The sequence below is a fragment of the Microbacterium sp. Leaf436 genome (genome assembly GCF_001424715.1).
In the GTDB taxonomy this organism is placed as follows: Bacteria; Actinomycetota; Actinomycetes; order Actinomycetales; family Microbacteriaceae; genus Microbacterium.
In genome coordinates, this window is sequence record NZ_LMRB01000003.1 from 539,976 (window position 1) to 556,057 (window position 16,082).

Consider the following 16,082-nt stretch of genomic DNA (forward strand, 5'->3'; position numbering starts at 1 on the left):
GGAGAAGGGAGCGACGGATGAGTACGCGCACCGTTATGCACGATGCCGACATCGCCCGCGCTTTGACGCGCATCTCGCACGAGATCCTGGAGTCCAACAAGGGACCGGAAGGACTCGTCCTCCTCGGCATCCCGACCCGCGGCGTCACGCTCGCGAACCGCATCGGGCCGCTCGTCAGCGAATTCGGGGGAGCGCCGGTCCCGGTCGGCTCGCTCGACGTGACGATGTACCGCGACGATCTGCACCGCAACCCCACCCGGGCGCCGCGCAAGACCGAGATCCCCGCCGGCGGCATCGACGGCCGGGTCGTCGTGCTGATCGACGACGTGCTGTTCTCGGGCCGCAGCATCCGCGCCGCGCTCGACGCGCTGCAGGACATCGGCCGCCCCGCGGCCGTACGCCTCGCGACCCTGATCGACCGGGGGCACCGCGAGCTGCCGATCCGCCCCGACTTCGTGGGCAAGAACCTCCCCAGCGCCCGCGACGAACGCGTCAACGTGCGCCTCGCCGAGATCGACGGCATCGAAGAGGTGACGATCGGATCATGAGGCACCTCCTCGACACCCAGCACCTCTCGCGCACCGCGGCCCTGTCGATCCTCGACGTCGCCGAGGACATGGCCGACACCCAGCGCCGCGAGAACAAGAAGCTCCCCACGCTGCGGGGCAGGACCGTGGTCAACCTCTTCTTCGAGGACTCCACGCGCACCCGCATCTCGTTCGAGGCGGCGGCGAAGCGCCTGAGCGCCGACGTCATCAACTTCTCGGCGAAGGGCTCCAGCGTCAGCAAGGGCGAGTCGCTGCAGGACACCGCCCAGACACTCCAGGCGATGGGGGCGGATGCCGTGGTGATCCGCCACGGCGCGTCCGGCGCCCCGCGGACGCTGGCGACCAGCGGATGGATCACCGCCGGGGTCGTGAACGCCGGCGACGGCACGCACGAGCACCCCACCCAGGCGCTGCTCGACGCGTTCACGATCCGCAAGCGTCTGTTCGGCGATGACAGCCGCGGGCGCGACCTGGCCGGCATCCGGGTCACGATCGTCGGCGACGTGCTGCACTCGCGGGTGGCGCGGTCGAACGTCTGGCTGCTGCACACGCTCGGCGCGCACGTGACCCTCGTCGCACCCCCCACGCTCGTTCCCCAGGACGTCCGCGGCTGGCCGGTCGAGATCGACTACGACCTCGACCACGCCATCGCGCAAGAGCCCGACGCGCTCATGATGCTCCGCATCCAGCTCGAACGCATGAACGCCGCGTATTTCCCGACTGAACGGGAGTATTCACGGCGCTACGGTCTCGACGCGCGGCGTTTGGAGGCCCTGCCGGGCGGTAGCATCGTTCTGCACCCCGGCCCCATGAACCGGGGTCTGGAGATCTCCGCCGAAGCCGCCGATTCCCCTCGCTCGACGGTGCTCGAGCAGGTCACGAACGGCGTCTCCGTGCGAATGGCCGTGCTGTACCTGCTGCTGGCGGGCGAGCGGCCCGACACCGAGAAAGAGGACCTTCGATGAGCCACGCCCCCTCCCAGACGCTTCTGGTCCGCGGCGCGCGCGTCGAGGGAACGGATGCCACCGACCTCCTCGTGCGTGACGGGGTCATCGTCGAGACCGGCTCGGGTCTGTCGCACGCGGGTGCCACCGTCGTCGACGCCGACGGGCTGATCGCCCTCCCCGGCCTGGTCGACCTGCACGTGCACCTGCGCGAGCCCGGGTTCGAGGCATCCGAGACCGTCCTCACCGGATCGCGAGCAGCCGCGGCCGGCGGATTCACCACCGTCTTCGCCATGCCCAACACTTCGCCCACCGCCGACACCGCCGGAGTCGTCGAGCAGGAGCTCGCGCTGGGCGAGGCGGCCGGGTACGTGCACGTGCAGCCCATCGGTGCGGTCACCGTCGGCCAGAAGGGCGAGCGGCTCGCCGAGCTCGGCGCGATGGCCGACTCCCGGGCGCGCGTGCGCGTCTTCAGCGACGACGGCTTCTGCGTCTTCGACCCGCTCATCATGCGCCGCGCGCTCGAGTACGTGAAGGCGTTCGACGGCGTCGTCGCCCAGCACGCGCAAGACCCGCGGCTCACCGAGGGCGCGCAGATGAACGAGGGCGCCGTCTCGGCCGAGCTGGGCCTGACCGGCTGGCCGGCCGTCGCCGAAGAGTCGATCATCGCCCGCGACGTGCTGCTGGCCGAGCACGTGGGCTCGCGCCTGCACGTCTGCCACCTCAGCACCGCGGGGTCGGTCGACATCATCCGCTGGGCCAAGAAGCGCGGCGTGAACGTGACGGCCGAGGTCACCCCGCACCACCTGCTGCTGACCGACGAGCTCGTGCGCGACTACGACGCGCGGTTCAAGGTCAACCCGCCGCTGCGCCGCGAAGAAGACGTCCTGGCCGTGCGCGAGGGCCTGGCCGACGGCACGATCGACATCGTCGCCACCGACCACGCCCCGCACCCCGCCGAGGCGAAGGCCTGCGAGTGGGCCGCCGCGGCGAACGGCATGGTCGGCCTCGAGAGCGCGCTGCGCGTCGTGCAGCTGGCCATGGTCGACACGGGCCTGCTCGACTGGGCCGACGTCGCCCGGGTCATGTCGGCCGCCCCCGCGCGCATCGGCCGTCTCGACGGCCACGGCACCCCGCTGACCGCGGGACGGGCCGCGTCGTTCACGCTGTACGACCCGCGCCCCTCGCGCCCCTTCGGGGTGGGCGACCTGCGCGGCCGCAGCAAGAACTCGCCGTACCTCGGCCGCGAGCTGCCGGGCGAGGTGCGCTGGACCGTGCGTCGTGGCATCCCCACGGTCGTCGACGGCGCCCTGCTCGACGCTCCCGGGGTGCTCGCGTGAGCCGCGAAGGCGCCCTGCTGGTCATGGCCGGCGTCGCCGTCGTGCTGCTGGCCCTGCTGGCCTGGGCCTGGGTGCGACGAACGCGGCGCGATGCGCGCTACACGGCCCCGGTGGGGGAGCTGCCCGAGAACGCCGTCGAAACGGCGATGTTCCCGGGGCTCTACGTCGCCACGACCCGTCACGACGAGCCGCTCGAGCGCCTCGCCATCAAGGGTCTCGGTTTCCGCTCCCGCGTCGACATCACGGTCACGACCCTCGGTGTCGCCCTCGACCTGCCCGGCCAGCCCCGCATCGCGCTCACCCGCGACCGCCTGGTGGATGCCGCTCAGGCCACCGTCGCCATCGACCGCGTGGTCGAACGCGACGGCCTGACGCGCATCAGCTGGCGCATCGACGACGACACCGTCGTCGACACCTACCTCCGACCCCAGGATGCCTCGGCGAAAGCTCTCGCCGACGCCATCCGTCCCCTCATCCTCACGACAGGAAGCGACGCATGACCGCCGTGACCCTTTCCTCACTCATCTCGCGAGACCCCGCCGTCCTGGTCCTCGAAGACGGCACCCGCTACACCGGCCGCGCGTACGGCCAGCGCGGCGAGACCCTCGGCGAGGTCGTCTTCGCCACCGGCATGACCGGCTACCAGGAGACCATCACCGACCCCTCGTACGCGGGCCAGATCGTGCTGCAGACCGCCCCGCACATCGGCAACACCGGGGTGAACGACGAGGACCCCGAATCGCGCCGCATCTGGGTCGCCGGCTACGTCGTGCGCGACCCCTCGCGCATGGTGTCGAACTGGCGCGCCGACCGCTCGCTCGACGACGCGCTCGTCGAAGACGGCATCGTCGGCATCTCGGGCATCGACACCCGCGCCGTCACCCGTCGCATCCGCTCCTCGGGCAGCATGCGCGGCGGCGTCTTCTCGGGCGAGCTCGCGAACCTCGATGCCGACGAGCAGCTGCGCCGCGTCCGCGAGGCTCCCGGCATGGCCGGGCGCAACCTGAGCGCCGAGGTGTCCGTCACCGAGGTCGAGGTGACCGCCGCCACCGCGGAGCGCATCGGCAACCTCGCCGTGCTCGACCTGGGCGTGAAGACCTCGACGATCGACAACCTCGCCGCCCGCGGCTTCGACGTGCACGTCTTCCCGCAGTCCGCGACAATCGACGAGATCCGCGCGATCGAGCCGGTCGCCGCGTTCTACTCCAACGGCCCCGGCGACCCCGCGGCCTCCGACCAGCACGTCGAGCTGCTGCGCGCCGTCCTCGGCGACGGACTGCCGTTCTTCGGCATCTGCTTCGGCAACCAGCTGCTGGGGCGCGCCCTGGGCTTCGGCACCTACAAGCTGCCCTTCGGCCACCGCGGCATCAACCAGCCCGTGCTCGACAAGACCACCGGGCGCGTCGAGATCACCTCGCAGAACCACGGCTTCGCGGTCGACGCTCCGCTGGACGCCGTGGTCGACAGCCCCGCCGGCTTCGGCCGCGTCGAGGTGAGCCACATCGGTCTCAACGACAACGTGGTCGAGGGCCTCCGCGCCCTCGACATCCCCGCGTTCAGCGTGCAGTACCACCCCGAGGCCGCCGCCGGCCCGCACGACGCCAACTACCTGTTCGACCGCTTCCGCGACATGGTTATCGCCACCCAGGAGAAGAAGAATGCCTAAGCGCGACGACATCCACTCCGTCCTCGTCATCGGCTCCGGCCCGATCGTCATCGGTCAGGCCTGCGAGTTCGACTACTCCGGCACCCAGGCGTGCCGCGTGCTCCGCGAAGAGGGGGTGCGCGTCATCCTCGTCAACTCCAACCCGGCGACGATCATGACCGACCCCGACTTCGCCGACGCGACCTACATCGAGCCGATCACCCCCGAGGTGATCGAGACGATCATCGCCAAAGAGAAGCCGGATGCCATCCTCCCCACCCTGGGTGGACAGACGGCGCTGAACGCGGCGATCGCGCTGCACAAGCTCGGCATCCTCGAGAAGTACGACGTCGAGCTCATCGGCGCCGACTTCGAGGCGATCAACAAGGGCGAGGACCGTCAGATCTTCAAGGAGCTCGTGCTCGAGGCGGGCGCCGATGTCGCGGCATCCGTCATCTGCCACTCGATGGACGAACTGATCGCCGGCGCCGAGAAGCTCGGGTACCCGCTGGTGGTCCGACCCAGCTTCACCATGGGCGGCCTCGGCTCGGGCTTCGCCTACGACGAGAACGACCTCCGCCGCATCGGCGGCGCGGGCCTGCACGACTCGCCCACCAGCGAGGTGCTGCTCGAGGAGTCGATCCTCGGGTGGAAGGAGTACGAGCTCGAGCTCATGCGCGACACCGCCGACAACACGGTGGTCGTCTGCTCGATCGAGAACGTCGACCCGGTCGGCGTGCACACGGGGGACTCGATCACCGTGGCCCCGGCGCTGACGCTCACCGACCGCGAGTACCAGAAGCTCCGCGACATCGGCATCGACATCATCCGCGCCGTGGGCGTCGACACCGGCGGCTGCAACATCCAGTTCGCGGTCGACCCCGCGACCGGCCGCATCATCGTCATCGAGATGAACCCGCGCGTCTCGCGCTCCTCGGCCCTGGCGTCCAAGGCCACGGGCTTCCCGATCGCCAAGATCGCCGCCAAGCTCGCGATCGGCTACCGCCTCGACGAGATCCCCAACGACATCACCAAGGTGACCCCGGCGAGCTTCGAGCCCACGCTCGACTACGTCGTGGTCAAGGTGCCGCGGTTCAACTTCGAGAAGTTCCCCGCCGCCGACACCACGCTGACCACGACCATGAAGTCGGTCGGCGAGGCCATGGCGATCGGCCGCAACTACACGACCGCCCTGCAGAAGGCGCTCCGCTCGCTCGAGAAGCGCGGATCGAGCTTCCACTGGGGCGAGGAGTCGCGTTCGGTCGACGAGCTGCTCGAGGTGTCGAAGAAGCCGACCGACGGCCGCATCGTCGTGCTGCAGCAGGCGCTGCGCCTGGGCGCGACCGCGCAGCAGGCGTTCGACGCGACGGCGATCGACCCGTGGTTCATCGACCAGATCGTGCTCATCAACGAGGTCGCCGGCTTCATCGCACAGGCCGAGACCCTCGACGCCGACACCCTCCGTCTCGCGAAGGACCACGGCTTCAGCGACGTGCAGATCGCCCAGATCCGCGGTCTCGACGAGGCCGAGGTGCGCGGCATCCGGTACTCCCTCGACGTGCGCCCGGTCTACAAGACGGTCGACACCTGCGCGGGGGAGTTCCCGGCGCTCACGCCGTACCACTACTCCAGCTACGACGTCGAGACCGAGGTCACGCCCTCGGACCGCACGAAGGTCGTCATCATCGGCTCGGGTCCGAACCGCATCGGCCAGGGCGTCGAGTTCGACTACTCGTGCGTGCACGCGTCGTTCGCGCTGTCGGATGCCGGGTACGAGACCGTCATGGTCAACTGCAACCCCGAGACCGTCTCGACCGACTACGACACCAGTGACCGCCTGTACTTCGAGCCGCTGACGCTCGAGGACGTGCTCGAGGTGCTGCACGCCGAGGCGCAGTCGGGCACGATCCTCGGTGTCGTCTGCCAGCTGGGCGGCCAGACTCCGCTGGGCCTGGCGAAGGGCATCGAGGCCGCCGGCTACACGATCCTCGGCACCAGCCCCGAGGCGATCGACCTCGCCGAGGAGCGCGAGCTGTTCTCGCGTCTGCTCGACGAGGCGGGTCTCGTGGCCCCCCGCAGCGGCACCGCGATCGACGTCGACGGCGCCGTGGCGATCGCCGAGGAGATCGGCTACCCCGTGCTCGTGCGCCCCAGCTTCGTGCTCGGCGGCCGCGGCATGGAGATCGTCTACTCGACCGACGCCCTGCGCGACTACTTCGTGCGCGTCGCCGACCAGGCGATCATCGGACCCGGCCTGCCGCTGCTGGTCGACCGCTTCCTCGACGACGCGATCGAGCTCGACGTCGACGCGCTGTACGACGGCACCGACCTGTACATCGGCGGCGTCATGGAGCACCTCGAAGAAGCCGGCATCCACTCCGGTGACTCCTCGTGCACCCTTCCGCCGGTGAGCCTCGGTCGCACGGAGGTCGACCGCGTGCGCGAGGCCACCCTCGCGATCGCGAAGGGCGTCGGCGTGCGGGGGCTGCTCAACGTGCAGTTCGCGATCTCGGCCGGCGTGCTCTACGTGATCGAGGCCAACCCCCGCGCCAGCCGCACCGTGCCGTTCGTGTCGAAGGCCCTCGGCATCCCGCTCGCGAAGGCCGCCAGCCGCATCATGGTCGGCGACACCATCGCCGAGCTCATCGCCGAGGGGCTGCTGCCCGAGGGCGACGGTTCCCGCGTGCCGCTCGACGCACCCGTCGCCGTGAAAGAGGCCGTGCTGCCGTTCAAGCGGTTCCGCACCGCCGACGGTCACACCGTCGACTCGGTGCTCGGACCCGAGATGCGCTCGACCGGTGAGGTCATGGGCATCGACCGCGACTTCCCGACGGCGTTCGCGAAGTCGCAGGAGGCCGCGTACGGCGGCATGCCCACCTCGGGCACCGTGTTCATCTCGGTCGCCGACGCCGACAAGCGCGCCGTCATCCTGCCGGCCCACCGTCTGCAGGAGCTCGGCTTCGAACTGATGGCCACCGAGGGCACGGCCGAGATCCTGGCCCGCAACGGCATCAAGGTGCAGGTCGTCGAGAAGTACTCCGAGACGCAGGGGTCGGGTCAGCAGAACGTCGTCGACCTCATCAACGCGGGCGAGATCGACATGATCGTCAACACGCCCAGCGGCGGCACGGCCCGCGCCGACGGTTACGAGATCCGCGCGGCGGCCGTGGCCGCCGACAAGGCACTGTTCACCACGATGGCCGTCCTGGGTGCCGCCGTGAGCGCCCTCGGCGCCATGAAGGACGGCTTCGAGGTGCGGAGCCTGCAGGAGTACGCCATCGATCGCGCGGGGCGTCTGTGAGCGAAACGTTCGGCCAGCGGCTCAGCGCCGCCCTCGACACCCACGGCGCCCTGTGCGTCGGCATCGACCCCCACGCCGCACTCCTGTCGGCGTGGGGGCTGGATGCCACGGCCCAGGGCGCCCGGGAGTTCGGTCTGCGGGTGGTCGAGGCCGCCGTCGGCCGGGTCGGGGTGGTCAAGCCGCAGGTGGCGTTCTTCGAGCGGTACGGCTCGAAGGGCTTCGCCGCGCTCGAAGACGTGATGGCCGAGGCCCGCGCGGCGGGTCTGCTGGTGATCGCCGACGCCAAGCGCGGCGACATCGGCACGACGATGGAGGGCTACGCCCACGCCTGGCTCGAGCCCGGCTCGCCGCTCGAAGCCGACGCCGTGACCCTGACACCGTACCTGGGCGCCGATTCGCTGCGCGCCACGCTCTCCTTGGCGGTGCATCACCGCAAGGGCGCCTTCGTCCTCACCGCGACGAGCAACCCCGAGGCGCGGGCCGTGCAGAGCGCGATCGTCGACGACGCCCTCGCCGTCGGCGACCACGAGCACGTCGCCGCGCGCGTCGCGCACGACATCAACGAGGCCAACCTCGGAGCGCCCGGAGCCCTGGGCCCGATCGGTGTGGTCGTGGGCGCCACGGTCGACCGCGCCGCCTTCGGCCTCGGCGACGTCGCTCTGGCGGGCATGCCGATCCTGGCTCCCGGCTTCGGCGCGCAGGGTGCCGAGCCCACCGACCTGGGCCGCCTCTTCGGCTACGTCGCGAAGGCGGTCGTGGCCAACGAGAGCCGGAGCATCCTCGCGGTCGGACCCGATCGTCTGGCCGCCCGCATCGATCAGCGCGCCGCGCTCTACCGGGAGACCCTGCATGGCTGAGACCCGTCGCCCGCCCGAGGTCGACCGCGCCGCCGCCTCGCGCCGCGCCGTCGAGGCGCGTCGCGAGCGCGCCGCGCTCAAGCGCGACGTGTCGACGCGCGTGATCTCGCCGCAGGAGCTCCTGCGGCGGGGACTCGCCGACCCGCTGTCGGCGGCCGGGGCCATGCGCGTCACCGAGTTCCTCACCGCCATCCCCGCGATCGGCGAGAGCAAGCGCGACCGCATCCTCGCCTCGCTCGGCATCTCGCCGGTCAAGCGCCTGGGGGGCCTCGGCACCCGGCAGCGCGACGCGTTGCGCGCCTTCCTCGACGGCCGGTGGCCCGAGCCCGGGCCGCGTGACGGACGCAGCCGCCTCATCGTGCTGGCCGGTCCCACCGCGGTCGGGAAGGGAACGGTGGCGGCGCACATCAAGGAGCACTACCCCGAGATCCACCTCTCGGTCTCGGCGACGACGCGCGCGCCCCGTCCCGGCGAGGTCGAGGGCGAGCACTACTACTTCGTCGACGACGCCGAGTTCGATCGCCTGGTCGCCACCGGTGCGCTGCTGGAGTGGGCGGTCGTGCACAACAAGAACCGGTACGGCACGCCCCGCGAGCCCATCGATCGGGTGCTCGCCGACGGCGGCACCGCCCTGCTCGAGATCGACCTGCAGGGCGCGCGCCAGGTGCGGGCGGCCGATCCCTCGGCGACCCTGGTCTTCCTGCTCCCGCCCAGCTGGGACGAACTCGTCCAGCGTCTGGTCGGACGCGGAACCGAAGACGCCGAGGAGCGCGCCCGACGCCTGCGCACCGCCCGCGTGGAGCTCGCGGCCCAGAACGAGTTCGACTACCGCGTCGTGAACGAGGACGTCGCGTCGGCCGCCGCCGACGTCGTCGCCCTGGCCGCCGCGCAGCACTGACGCGTCGCCGACCCGTTGCGGCGTGGTTCGGCCGGGCTCGGGTTGGCTCGGGTTGGCTCGGCGCGCGGGCCGGCTCGGGGCGCGGGCCGGTTGGGGGGCGCGGGCCGATTTGGGGCGCGAATGGTGCAACGGGGCGGACACGGTGCGCCCCGGTGCACCGAACACGCCCCGATGTCGCGCCTTCGGCGTGGCCGACACTGCCGTGGCTGCCCCGCCGGGCGCCGCGGCACACGCCGCGGCGGGCCCTCGGCACAGTCCGAGCCCGCGTCGGCTAGAATACGAGGATGCTTCGGCGCTTCCGGCGCCGCATCCACCCCATCCCGCCGAACCAGGAGGTTCCCCATGGCCGGACGTGACAAGGGCATCATCGACCCGCCCATCGACGCACTGCTCGACAAGGTCGACTCGAAGTACCAGCTGGTCATCTACGCGTCCAAGCGTGCGCGTCAGATCAACGACTACTACTCCGACCTGCACGAGGGCAACCTCTTCGACAACGTCGGGCCGCTCGTCGACTCGACCGTCGAAGACAAGCCGCTGACGATCGCGCTGCACGAGATCCACGAAGACAAGCTGCGTCTGCGCGCTGCGGAGTAATCTCCCGGCGAGACCCGCTCACACGTGAACTGTTCACAGATGTGACGATGCCCCGGACGGCCGTGCGCCGCCCGGGGCATACTTGTGCCCGTCCCCACCTCGCTACCCTCCCGGAGTCGCCTTGACCGACCTGCGCCTGTTCACGTCCGAGTCCGTCACCGAAGGACACCCCGACAAGATCTGCGACCAGATCTCCGACAGCATCCTCGACGCCATCCTCACCGACGACCCCACCGGTCGCGTCGCCGTCGAGACCCTCGTCACGACCGGTCTCGTGCACGTCGCCGGCGAGGTGTCGACCAGCGCCTACGTCGAGATCCCGGCGATCGTGCGCGACGTGGTCAACCGCATCGGCTACACCTCCAGCGACACGGGCTTCGACGGCGAATCGTGCGGCGTCTCGATCTCGATCGGCGCACAGTCGTCCGACATCGCCGCGGGCGTCAACAAGGCGTTCGAGCAGCGCGAGCGGGGCTCGGTCGATCCCCGCGATCTGCAGGGCGCGGGCGACCAGGGCATCATGTTCGGCTTCGCGACGAACGAGACCCCGCAGCTCATGCCGATGGCGATCTGGACCGCCCATCGCATCGCCGAGCGCCTGGCATCCGTCCGCAAAGACGGCACGCTCCCGTTCCTGCGCCCCGACGGCAAGACGCAGGTCACGCTCGGCTACGAGGGCCTGGTTCCGCGCACCGTCGACTCCGTCGTGCTGTCGACGCAGCACCACCCCGACATCTCGCAAGAAGACCTTCGCGCCGAGGTCCAGGCCACTGTCATCGACCCCGTGCTGGCCGAGACGGGTCTCGAGCTGCCCGACGTCAAGTACTACATCAACCCGGCCGGCCCGTTCGTCATCGGCGGCCCCAAGGGCGACGCCGGTCTCACCGGTCGCAAGATCATCATCGACACCTACGGCGGGGCCTCCCGTCACGGCGGCGGCGCTTTCAGCGGAAAAGACCCGTCGAAGGTCGACCGCTCGGCCGCCTACGCCATGCGGTGGGTGGCGAAGAACGCCGTCGCCGCGGGCCTCGCCGACCGCCTCGAGGTGCAGGTGGCCTACGCCATCGGCAAGGCCAATCCCGTCGGGTTGTACGTGGAGTCGTTCGGAACGGCGCACGTGGCCGACGACGTGATCGTGCGCGCGATCCGCGAGGTGTTCGACCTGCGCCCCAAGGCCATCGTCGACCAGCTCGATCTGCTGCGCCCGATCTACGCGCAGACCGCGACCTACGGCCACTTCGGCCGCGAACTGCCCGACTTCACCTGGGAGCGCACCGACCGCGTCGACGAGCTGCGCGCCGCCGCCGGGATCTGAGCGTGCTGCACGGCCGCGGGCCACGCGGCTCCGTCGGCGTTGCGCGTCTCGGGGTTGCGGGCATCGGTGTCGCGGGTCTTGGCGGCGCGCGAGTCGGCGAGGCGGGCGCCAGCATGGTCGGCGTTCCGGGCGTCGGCGTTGCGGGTCTCGGCAGCACGCGCGTCGGCGCCACGGGCCTCAGCACCGCGGGCCTCTGCACCGCGGGCCTGGGCACTGCGCATGGTCACGCCCGCGGAGATGGCTCGTGAGCGAGCGCCGCGTGGCGCGCGTGCAGCTCGAGTCGCCCGTACCGCAGCTCGATCGCCTGTTCGATTACGCCGTGCCGCACCCGCTCGTCCGCGACGTCGCACCGGGTGTGCGGGTGAAGGTGCCGTTGCGCTCGGCCGGCCGCATGATGGACGCCTTCGTCGTCGAGGTCGTGGCCGATGACGGCAGCGAGCGCCCCCTGTCGTCGATCGAGACAGTCGTCTCGCCGATGCCGGTGCTGCCCGAGCGGCTGTACACGCTCGCGCGGCGGGTCGCCGACCGCGCGGCGGGATCGGTGAGCGACGTGCTGCGCCTGGCCGTCCCCAAGCGCATGGTGCGTGCCGAGAAGGCCTGGGCGGCCGCCCCCGCCCCCGAACCGCCCGAGGTCGTTCCCGCCGCCCTCGAGCGCGCCCACGAGCTGCTCGCCCCCTACGCCGACCTCGCCGCGGCGATCGACGGCGGCGAGCGCATCGCCGTCGATGCCCCTCCGCATCCGAGTGCCGACCTGCCGCGCGGCGCGTGGGCCGATCTTCTGGCCGCCGCCGCCGTGCACACGTTGGCCCGGGGACGCAGCGCCGTGCTCGTCGTTCCCGACTACCGCGATCAGGCGCAGCTGCTGGCGGCTCTGGCCGAGCTGGTGACCCCGGATGCCATCGTGCGCGACGATTCCGATCAGTCCGGCCCCGCCCGCTACGCGCAGTATCTGCGTGCCCTCGCCCCGGTGCCGTGCATCGTGGTGGGTCGTCGATCCGGTGTGTACGCCCCGGCGCACGACACGGGTCTCGTGGCCATCTGGGACGACGGTGACTCCCTGCTCGCCGAGCCCCTGGCCCCGGGGGTGCACGCGCGCGACGCCGCCCTGGTGCGGCAGGAGCTCGAGGGTTCCGCCCTGCTGTTCGCCGGGCACACCCGGACGACCGACGTGCAGCGCCTGGTCGAGGTGGGGTACGTCCGTGATATCGTGCAGACCCGTCGCCCCAGCCCGCGCATCGTCCTCAGCGCCACCCGCGAGGGCGAGCAGCGCATGTCGCGCGTCCCGTCGTCGGCGTTCGCGGCGGCCCGTGAGGCGCTGAAGAGCGGTCCCGTGCTCGTGCAGGTCGCACGTCCCGGGTACGCGCCGTCGCTCGTCTGCGCCGACTGCCGTCGCCCGGCCCGCTGCGCGCACTGCGCGGGGCCCTTGCGCGCCGCGCGGCCGGGGGCGACCCCGGTGTGCTCCTGGTGCGGGCGCAGTGCCCACGCCTGGACGTGCGGGCACTGCGGGTCGGCCAAGCTGCGCATGGCGTCGTCGGGCAGCGAGCGCACCGCCGACGAGCTCGGTCGTGCGTTCCCGAACACGCGGGTGATCGTCGCCGACGGTGCGCACCCGGTGGCCGAGGTCGACGACCAGCCCGCCCTGATCATCGCCACTCGCGGGGCCGAGCCCCTGGCACGCAAGGGCTACCGCGCCGTCATCCTGCTCGACGGTGACCGCATGCTGCAGAGCGAGGCCCTACGCATCGCCGAGAGCTGCCTGCGCTGGTGGTCGAACGCCGCCGCCCTCGCCGCCCCGGGCGCTCAGGTGCATCTGGTCGGGGTCGCCGGACCCGTCGCCCGGGCGCTGGCGACCTGGACTCAGCCGGCCTACGCGCGCGGCGAGCTCATCGACCGTGCACCGCTGCGCATGCCGCCCGCCGTGCGGGTGGCCAGCGTCGACGGGCACACCCGCAGCGTCGACGCGCTGCTGGCGTCACTGCGCGAGACGGTGCCCGAGCTCGACCCGCTCGCCATCCTGGGCCCGGTCGACACCTCCGAGACCCCCGACGTCGCCACCTCCCGGGCGCTGGTGCGCTTCGACTACGCACAGGGACGCGCGGTGGCCGAGGCCCTGCGGGCCGGAGTGATCGCCGACGCTCTGCGCGCGCGCAAGTCGCGGAAGAATCGAGGTCCCCAGCCGCGCAGTACGCTCAGAGTTCGTCTCGACATCCCCGAGCCCGACCTGTGAGCGCGTGGCGATCCCGACCACCCGCTCCCCACAGCCCGCTTCGAACCGTCTGAGGAGAACCATGCGCCTCGTCTTCGCCGGCACCCCCGCCGTCGCCGTCCCCTCGCTCCGCGCCCTGGCATCCGGTCCGCACGAGATCGCCGCCGTCGTCACGCGCAGTGATGCACCCCGGGGCCGCAAGCGCGTGCTCACGCCCTCGCCGGTGGCGCAGGCCGCCGACGAGCTGGGTCTGCCGGTGATCAAGGCCGACCGCCTCGACGCCGACGTCACCGCCCGGATCGCCGCGCTCGAGCCGCAGCTCGGCGTGATCGTCGCCTATGGCGGACTCGTGCGCGAACCGCTGCTGTCGACGCCCGCGCACGGGTGGATCAACCTGCACTTCTCCCTGCTGCCGCGCTGGCGCGGCGCCGCCCCCGTGCAGCGGGCGCTCATCGCGGGCGATGCGGTGACCGGGGCCAGCGTCTTCCAGCTGGTCGCCGCTCTCGACGCGGGCGACGTGTTCGCCGAGGAGCGCTATGCCGTTCCCTCCGGTGCGACGTCGTCCGAGGTGCTCGACGCCCTCGCCGAGCTCGGCTCGCCCCTGCTGGCCCGCGTGGTCGACGACATCGCCGCCGGAACGGCCGTCGCCACCCCGCAGGCGGGCGAAGCGACCGTCGCGCCCAAACTCGTGCTCGCCGACGGTGCGCTCGATCTCACCCGCGACGCCGAGGCCCTCCTGCACCAGATCGCCGGGGTCACGCCCGAGCCCGGCGCCCACACCACGCTCGACGGCGCCCGGTTCAAGGTGCTGCGGGCGACCCCCTCCGACGCGCCGCCGCTGCCGCCCGGGAGGGTCGCGGCATCCGGAAGAGACGTCATCGTCGGCACCGGCACGACGCCCCTGCGCCTCGAGAGCGTGCAACCCGCCGGTAAGGGCGCCATGGACGCGGGGGACTGGTTCCGTGGTCTGCGCACGAGCGATCCGGTGCTGGGCGCATGATCGTGCAGGGAGCGCGCTCGGTCGCGTACGACGTCCTGCGTGCGGTCTCGGGTGACGAGGCCTACGCCAACCTGCTGCTCCCGCACGCGATCGTGCGGGCGAAACTCGACGCGAAAGACGCCGGTCTGGCCACCGAGCTCACGTACGGCACCCTGCGCCGTCGTGGCACGTACGACGCGATCATCGCCGCCGCTGCCGACCGGACGATCGACCGCATCGACCCGGCGGTGCTCGACGCCCTGCGGCTCGGCGTGCACCAGTTGCTGTCGACCCGCGTGGCCTCGCACGCCGCGGTCAACGAGTCCGTCGAGCTGGCGCGTCGCCACGGCGGTGGCAAGGGCGCCGCGGGCTTCGCGAACGCGGTGCTGCGTCGAGTCTCGCGCGACACCCCCGGTCAATGGATGGACCGCATCGCCGCCGGCGCCCGCAGCGACGACGAGCGCCTCGGGCTGACGACCTCACACCCGGTGTGGATCGTGCGGGCGCTCCGCCGCGCCCTGACCGCCGAGGGCCGAGCCGACGAGCTCGACGCACTGCTCGCGGCCGACAACGTCGCCCCGCGGGTCGCGATGGTCGCCCTCCCCGGCCTCGCCGAGGTTCCCGACGACGCCACCCACACGCCGTACGCCCCCACGGCGTTCCTCACGCGCGGCGGAGACCCCGAGGCGCTCATCCGTTCTTCCGGTGGCCGCATCCGTGTGCAAGACGAGGGATCCCAGCTCGCGGCCCTCGCCCTCAGCCGCGCGTTCCCCGTGCGCGAGGGAGAGCGCTGGCTCGACCTGTGTGCGGGTCCCGGCGGCAAGACCGCCCTGCTCGGTGCCGAGGCCCTCGCCCACGGTGCGCACCTCGACGCCAACGAGATCGCCCCGGCGCGCGCGGGGCTCGTGCGCCAGGCCGTGGCATCCGTCCCCCTCGACATCGAGGTGAGCGAAGAAGACGGTCGCGAACGCGCGACCCGCACGCCGGGGGAGTACGACCGCATCCTGGTCGATGCCCCGTGCACGGGGATCGGGGCGTTGCGACGCCGACCCGAGGCGCGGTGGCGCAAGACTCCGAGCGACGTTCCCGACCTCACCGCTCTGCAGCAGGACCTCGTGCTCGCGGCCTTCGAGGCGCTGAAGCCCGGGGGAGTCGTCGCCTACGTCACGTGCTCGCCGCACCTCGCCGAGACCGCGGGCGTCGTGGCCGAGGTCAAGCGCGCCCTGGGCGATGCGGTGGAGGAGCTCGATGCCCGCGCCGTCGTGCGCGACATCGTCGATGAGCCCATCGATCTGCCCGACCAGGCCGACGGTTCGCTCCGCGCCCAGCTGTGGCCCCACCGCCACGGCACGGATGCCATGTCGATCGCCCTCCTGCGCAAGCGCTGAGACGCTCACCACCGCGTGAGTCGCCACGATTCGTCGCTCCCACGCCGCCTGCGGCGACAAATCG

The 16,082-nt window shown here is 71.8% G+C and carries 13 protein-coding genes; all 13 read left to right on the forward strand.

What is annotated here, in order from left to right; all coding sequences use genetic code 11:
- Positions 1 to 17: 17 nt before the first annotated feature.
- Positions 18 to 548, forward strand: coding sequence for a bifunctional pyr operon transcriptional regulator/uracil phosphoribosyltransferase PyrR (pyrR, locus tag ASG45_RS11480; RefSeq protein WP_055837376.1), 531 nt, complete (start codon positions 18 to 20; stop codon positions 546 to 548).
- On the forward strand, positions 545 to 1,513 hold the full coding sequence (locus ASG45_RS11485; RefSeq protein WP_055837379.1) for an aspartate carbamoyltransferase catalytic subunit: 969 nt from the start codon (positions 545 to 547) through the stop codon (positions 1,511 to 1,513). Before pyrR ends, ASG45_RS11485 begins: the two co-directional genes overlap by 4 nt.
- Positions 1,510 to 2,832 (forward strand): dihydroorotase, encoded by a 1,323-nt coding sequence (locus ASG45_RS11490; RefSeq protein ID WP_055837383.1) that lies wholly within the window; start codon positions 1,510 to 1,512, stop codon positions 2,830 to 2,832. Before ASG45_RS11485 ends, ASG45_RS11490 begins: the two co-directional genes overlap by 4 nt.
- Entirely contained in the window at positions 2,829 to 3,332 is a 504-nt protein-coding gene (locus ASG45_RS11495) for a PH-like domain-containing protein (protein ID WP_055837386.1), read from the forward strand. Before ASG45_RS11490 ends, ASG45_RS11495 begins: the two co-directional genes overlap by 4 nt.
- Positions 3,329 to 4,498 (forward strand): glutamine-hydrolyzing carbamoyl-phosphate synthase small subunit, encoded by a 1,170-nt coding sequence (gene carA, locus ASG45_RS11500; protein ID WP_055837389.1) that lies wholly within the window; start codon positions 3,329 to 3,331, stop codon positions 4,496 to 4,498. The genes ASG45_RS11495 and carA overlap by 4 nt, the downstream gene beginning before the upstream one ends.
- Positions 4,491 to 7,778 (forward strand): carbamoyl-phosphate synthase large subunit, encoded by a 3,288-nt coding sequence (gene carB / locus ASG45_RS11505; protein WP_055837393.1) that lies wholly within the window; start codon positions 4,491 to 4,493, stop codon positions 7,776 to 7,778. Before carA ends, carB begins: the two co-directional genes overlap by 8 nt.
- Positions 7,775 to 8,635, forward strand: coding sequence for an orotidine-5'-phosphate decarboxylase (pyrF, locus tag ASG45_RS11510; protein ID WP_055837396.1), 861 nt, complete (start codon positions 7,775 to 7,777; stop codon positions 8,633 to 8,635). The genes carB and pyrF overlap by 4 nt, the downstream gene beginning before the upstream one ends.
- A complete protein-coding gene (gene gmk, locus ASG45_RS11515; RefSeq protein WP_055837399.1) occupies positions 8,628 to 9,533 on the forward strand; it encodes a guanylate kinase in 906 nt (301 codons plus the stop codon). The genes pyrF and gmk overlap by 8 nt, the downstream gene beginning before the upstream one ends.
- A 342-nt stretch (positions 9,534 to 9,875) precedes the next feature.
- Positions 9,876 to 10,130 carry a DNA-directed RNA polymerase subunit omega gene (gene rpoZ / locus ASG45_RS11520; protein ID WP_055837405.1) on the forward strand — a complete coding sequence of 85 codons (255 nt, stop codon included), beginning with the start codon at positions 9,876 to 9,878 and terminating at the stop codon, positions 10,128 to 10,130.
- Between the two features lie 121 nt (positions 10,131 to 10,251).
- Complete coding sequence (metK, locus tag ASG45_RS11525; RefSeq protein ID WP_055837408.1) at positions 10,252 to 11,445, forward strand: methionine adenosyltransferase; 1,194 nt, start codon at positions 10,252 to 10,254, stop codon at positions 11,443 to 11,445.
- Positions 11,446 to 11,689: 244 nt separating this feature from the next.
- Positions 11,690 to 13,672, forward strand: a complete 1,983-nt coding sequence (locus ASG45_RS11535; protein WP_055837414.1) for a hypothetical protein — start codon at positions 11,690 to 11,692, stop codon at positions 13,670 to 13,672.
- 61 nt (positions 13,673 to 13,733) lie between these two features.
- Positions 13,734 to 14,651, forward strand: coding sequence for a methionyl-tRNA formyltransferase (gene fmt / locus ASG45_RS11540; RefSeq protein WP_055837416.1), 918 nt, complete (start codon positions 13,734 to 13,736; stop codon positions 14,649 to 14,651).
- Positions 14,648 to 16,018, forward strand: a complete 1,371-nt coding sequence (locus ASG45_RS11545; RefSeq protein ID WP_055837419.1) for an RsmB/NOP family class I SAM-dependent RNA methyltransferase — start codon at positions 14,648 to 14,650, stop codon at positions 16,016 to 16,018. The genes fmt and ASG45_RS11545 overlap by 4 nt, the downstream gene beginning before the upstream one ends.
- Positions 16,019 to 16,082: the final 64 nt, after the last annotated feature.

Bases quoted from the DNA above. Each gene is read 5' to 3' on its own strand.
- ASG45_RS11485 (WP_055837379.1), top strand. From the start codon at position 545: ATGAGGCACCTCCTCGACACCCAGCACCTCTCGCGCACCGCGGCCCTG.
- rpoZ (WP_055837405.1), top strand. From the start codon at position 9,876: ATGGCCGGACGTGACAAGGGCATCATCGACCCGCCCATCGACGCACTG.
- gmk (WP_055837399.1), top strand. From the start codon at position 8,628: ATGGCTGAGACCCGTCGCCCGCCCGAGGTCGACCGCGCCGCCGCCTCG.
- carA (WP_055837389.1), top strand. From the start codon at position 3,329: ATGACCGCCGTGACCCTTTCCTCACTCATCTCGCGAGACCCCGCCGTC.
- carB (WP_055837393.1), top strand. From the start codon at position 4,491: ATGCCTAAGCGCGACGACATCCACTCCGTCCTCGTCATCGGCTCCGGC.
- ASG45_RS11490 (WP_055837383.1), top strand. From the start codon at position 1,510: ATGAGCCACGCCCCCTCCCAGACGCTTCTGGTCCGCGGCGCGCGCGTC.
- ASG45_RS11545 (WP_055837419.1), top strand. From the start codon at position 14,648: ATGATCGTGCAGGGAGCGCGCTCGGTCGCGTACGACGTCCTGCGTGCG.
- pyrR (WP_055837376.1), top strand. From the start codon at position 18: ATGAGTACGCGCACCGTTATGCACGATGCCGACATCGCCCGCGCTTTG.
- fmt (WP_055837416.1), top strand. From the start codon at position 13,734: ATGCGCCTCGTCTTCGCCGGCACCCCCGCCGTCGCCGTCCCCTCGCTC.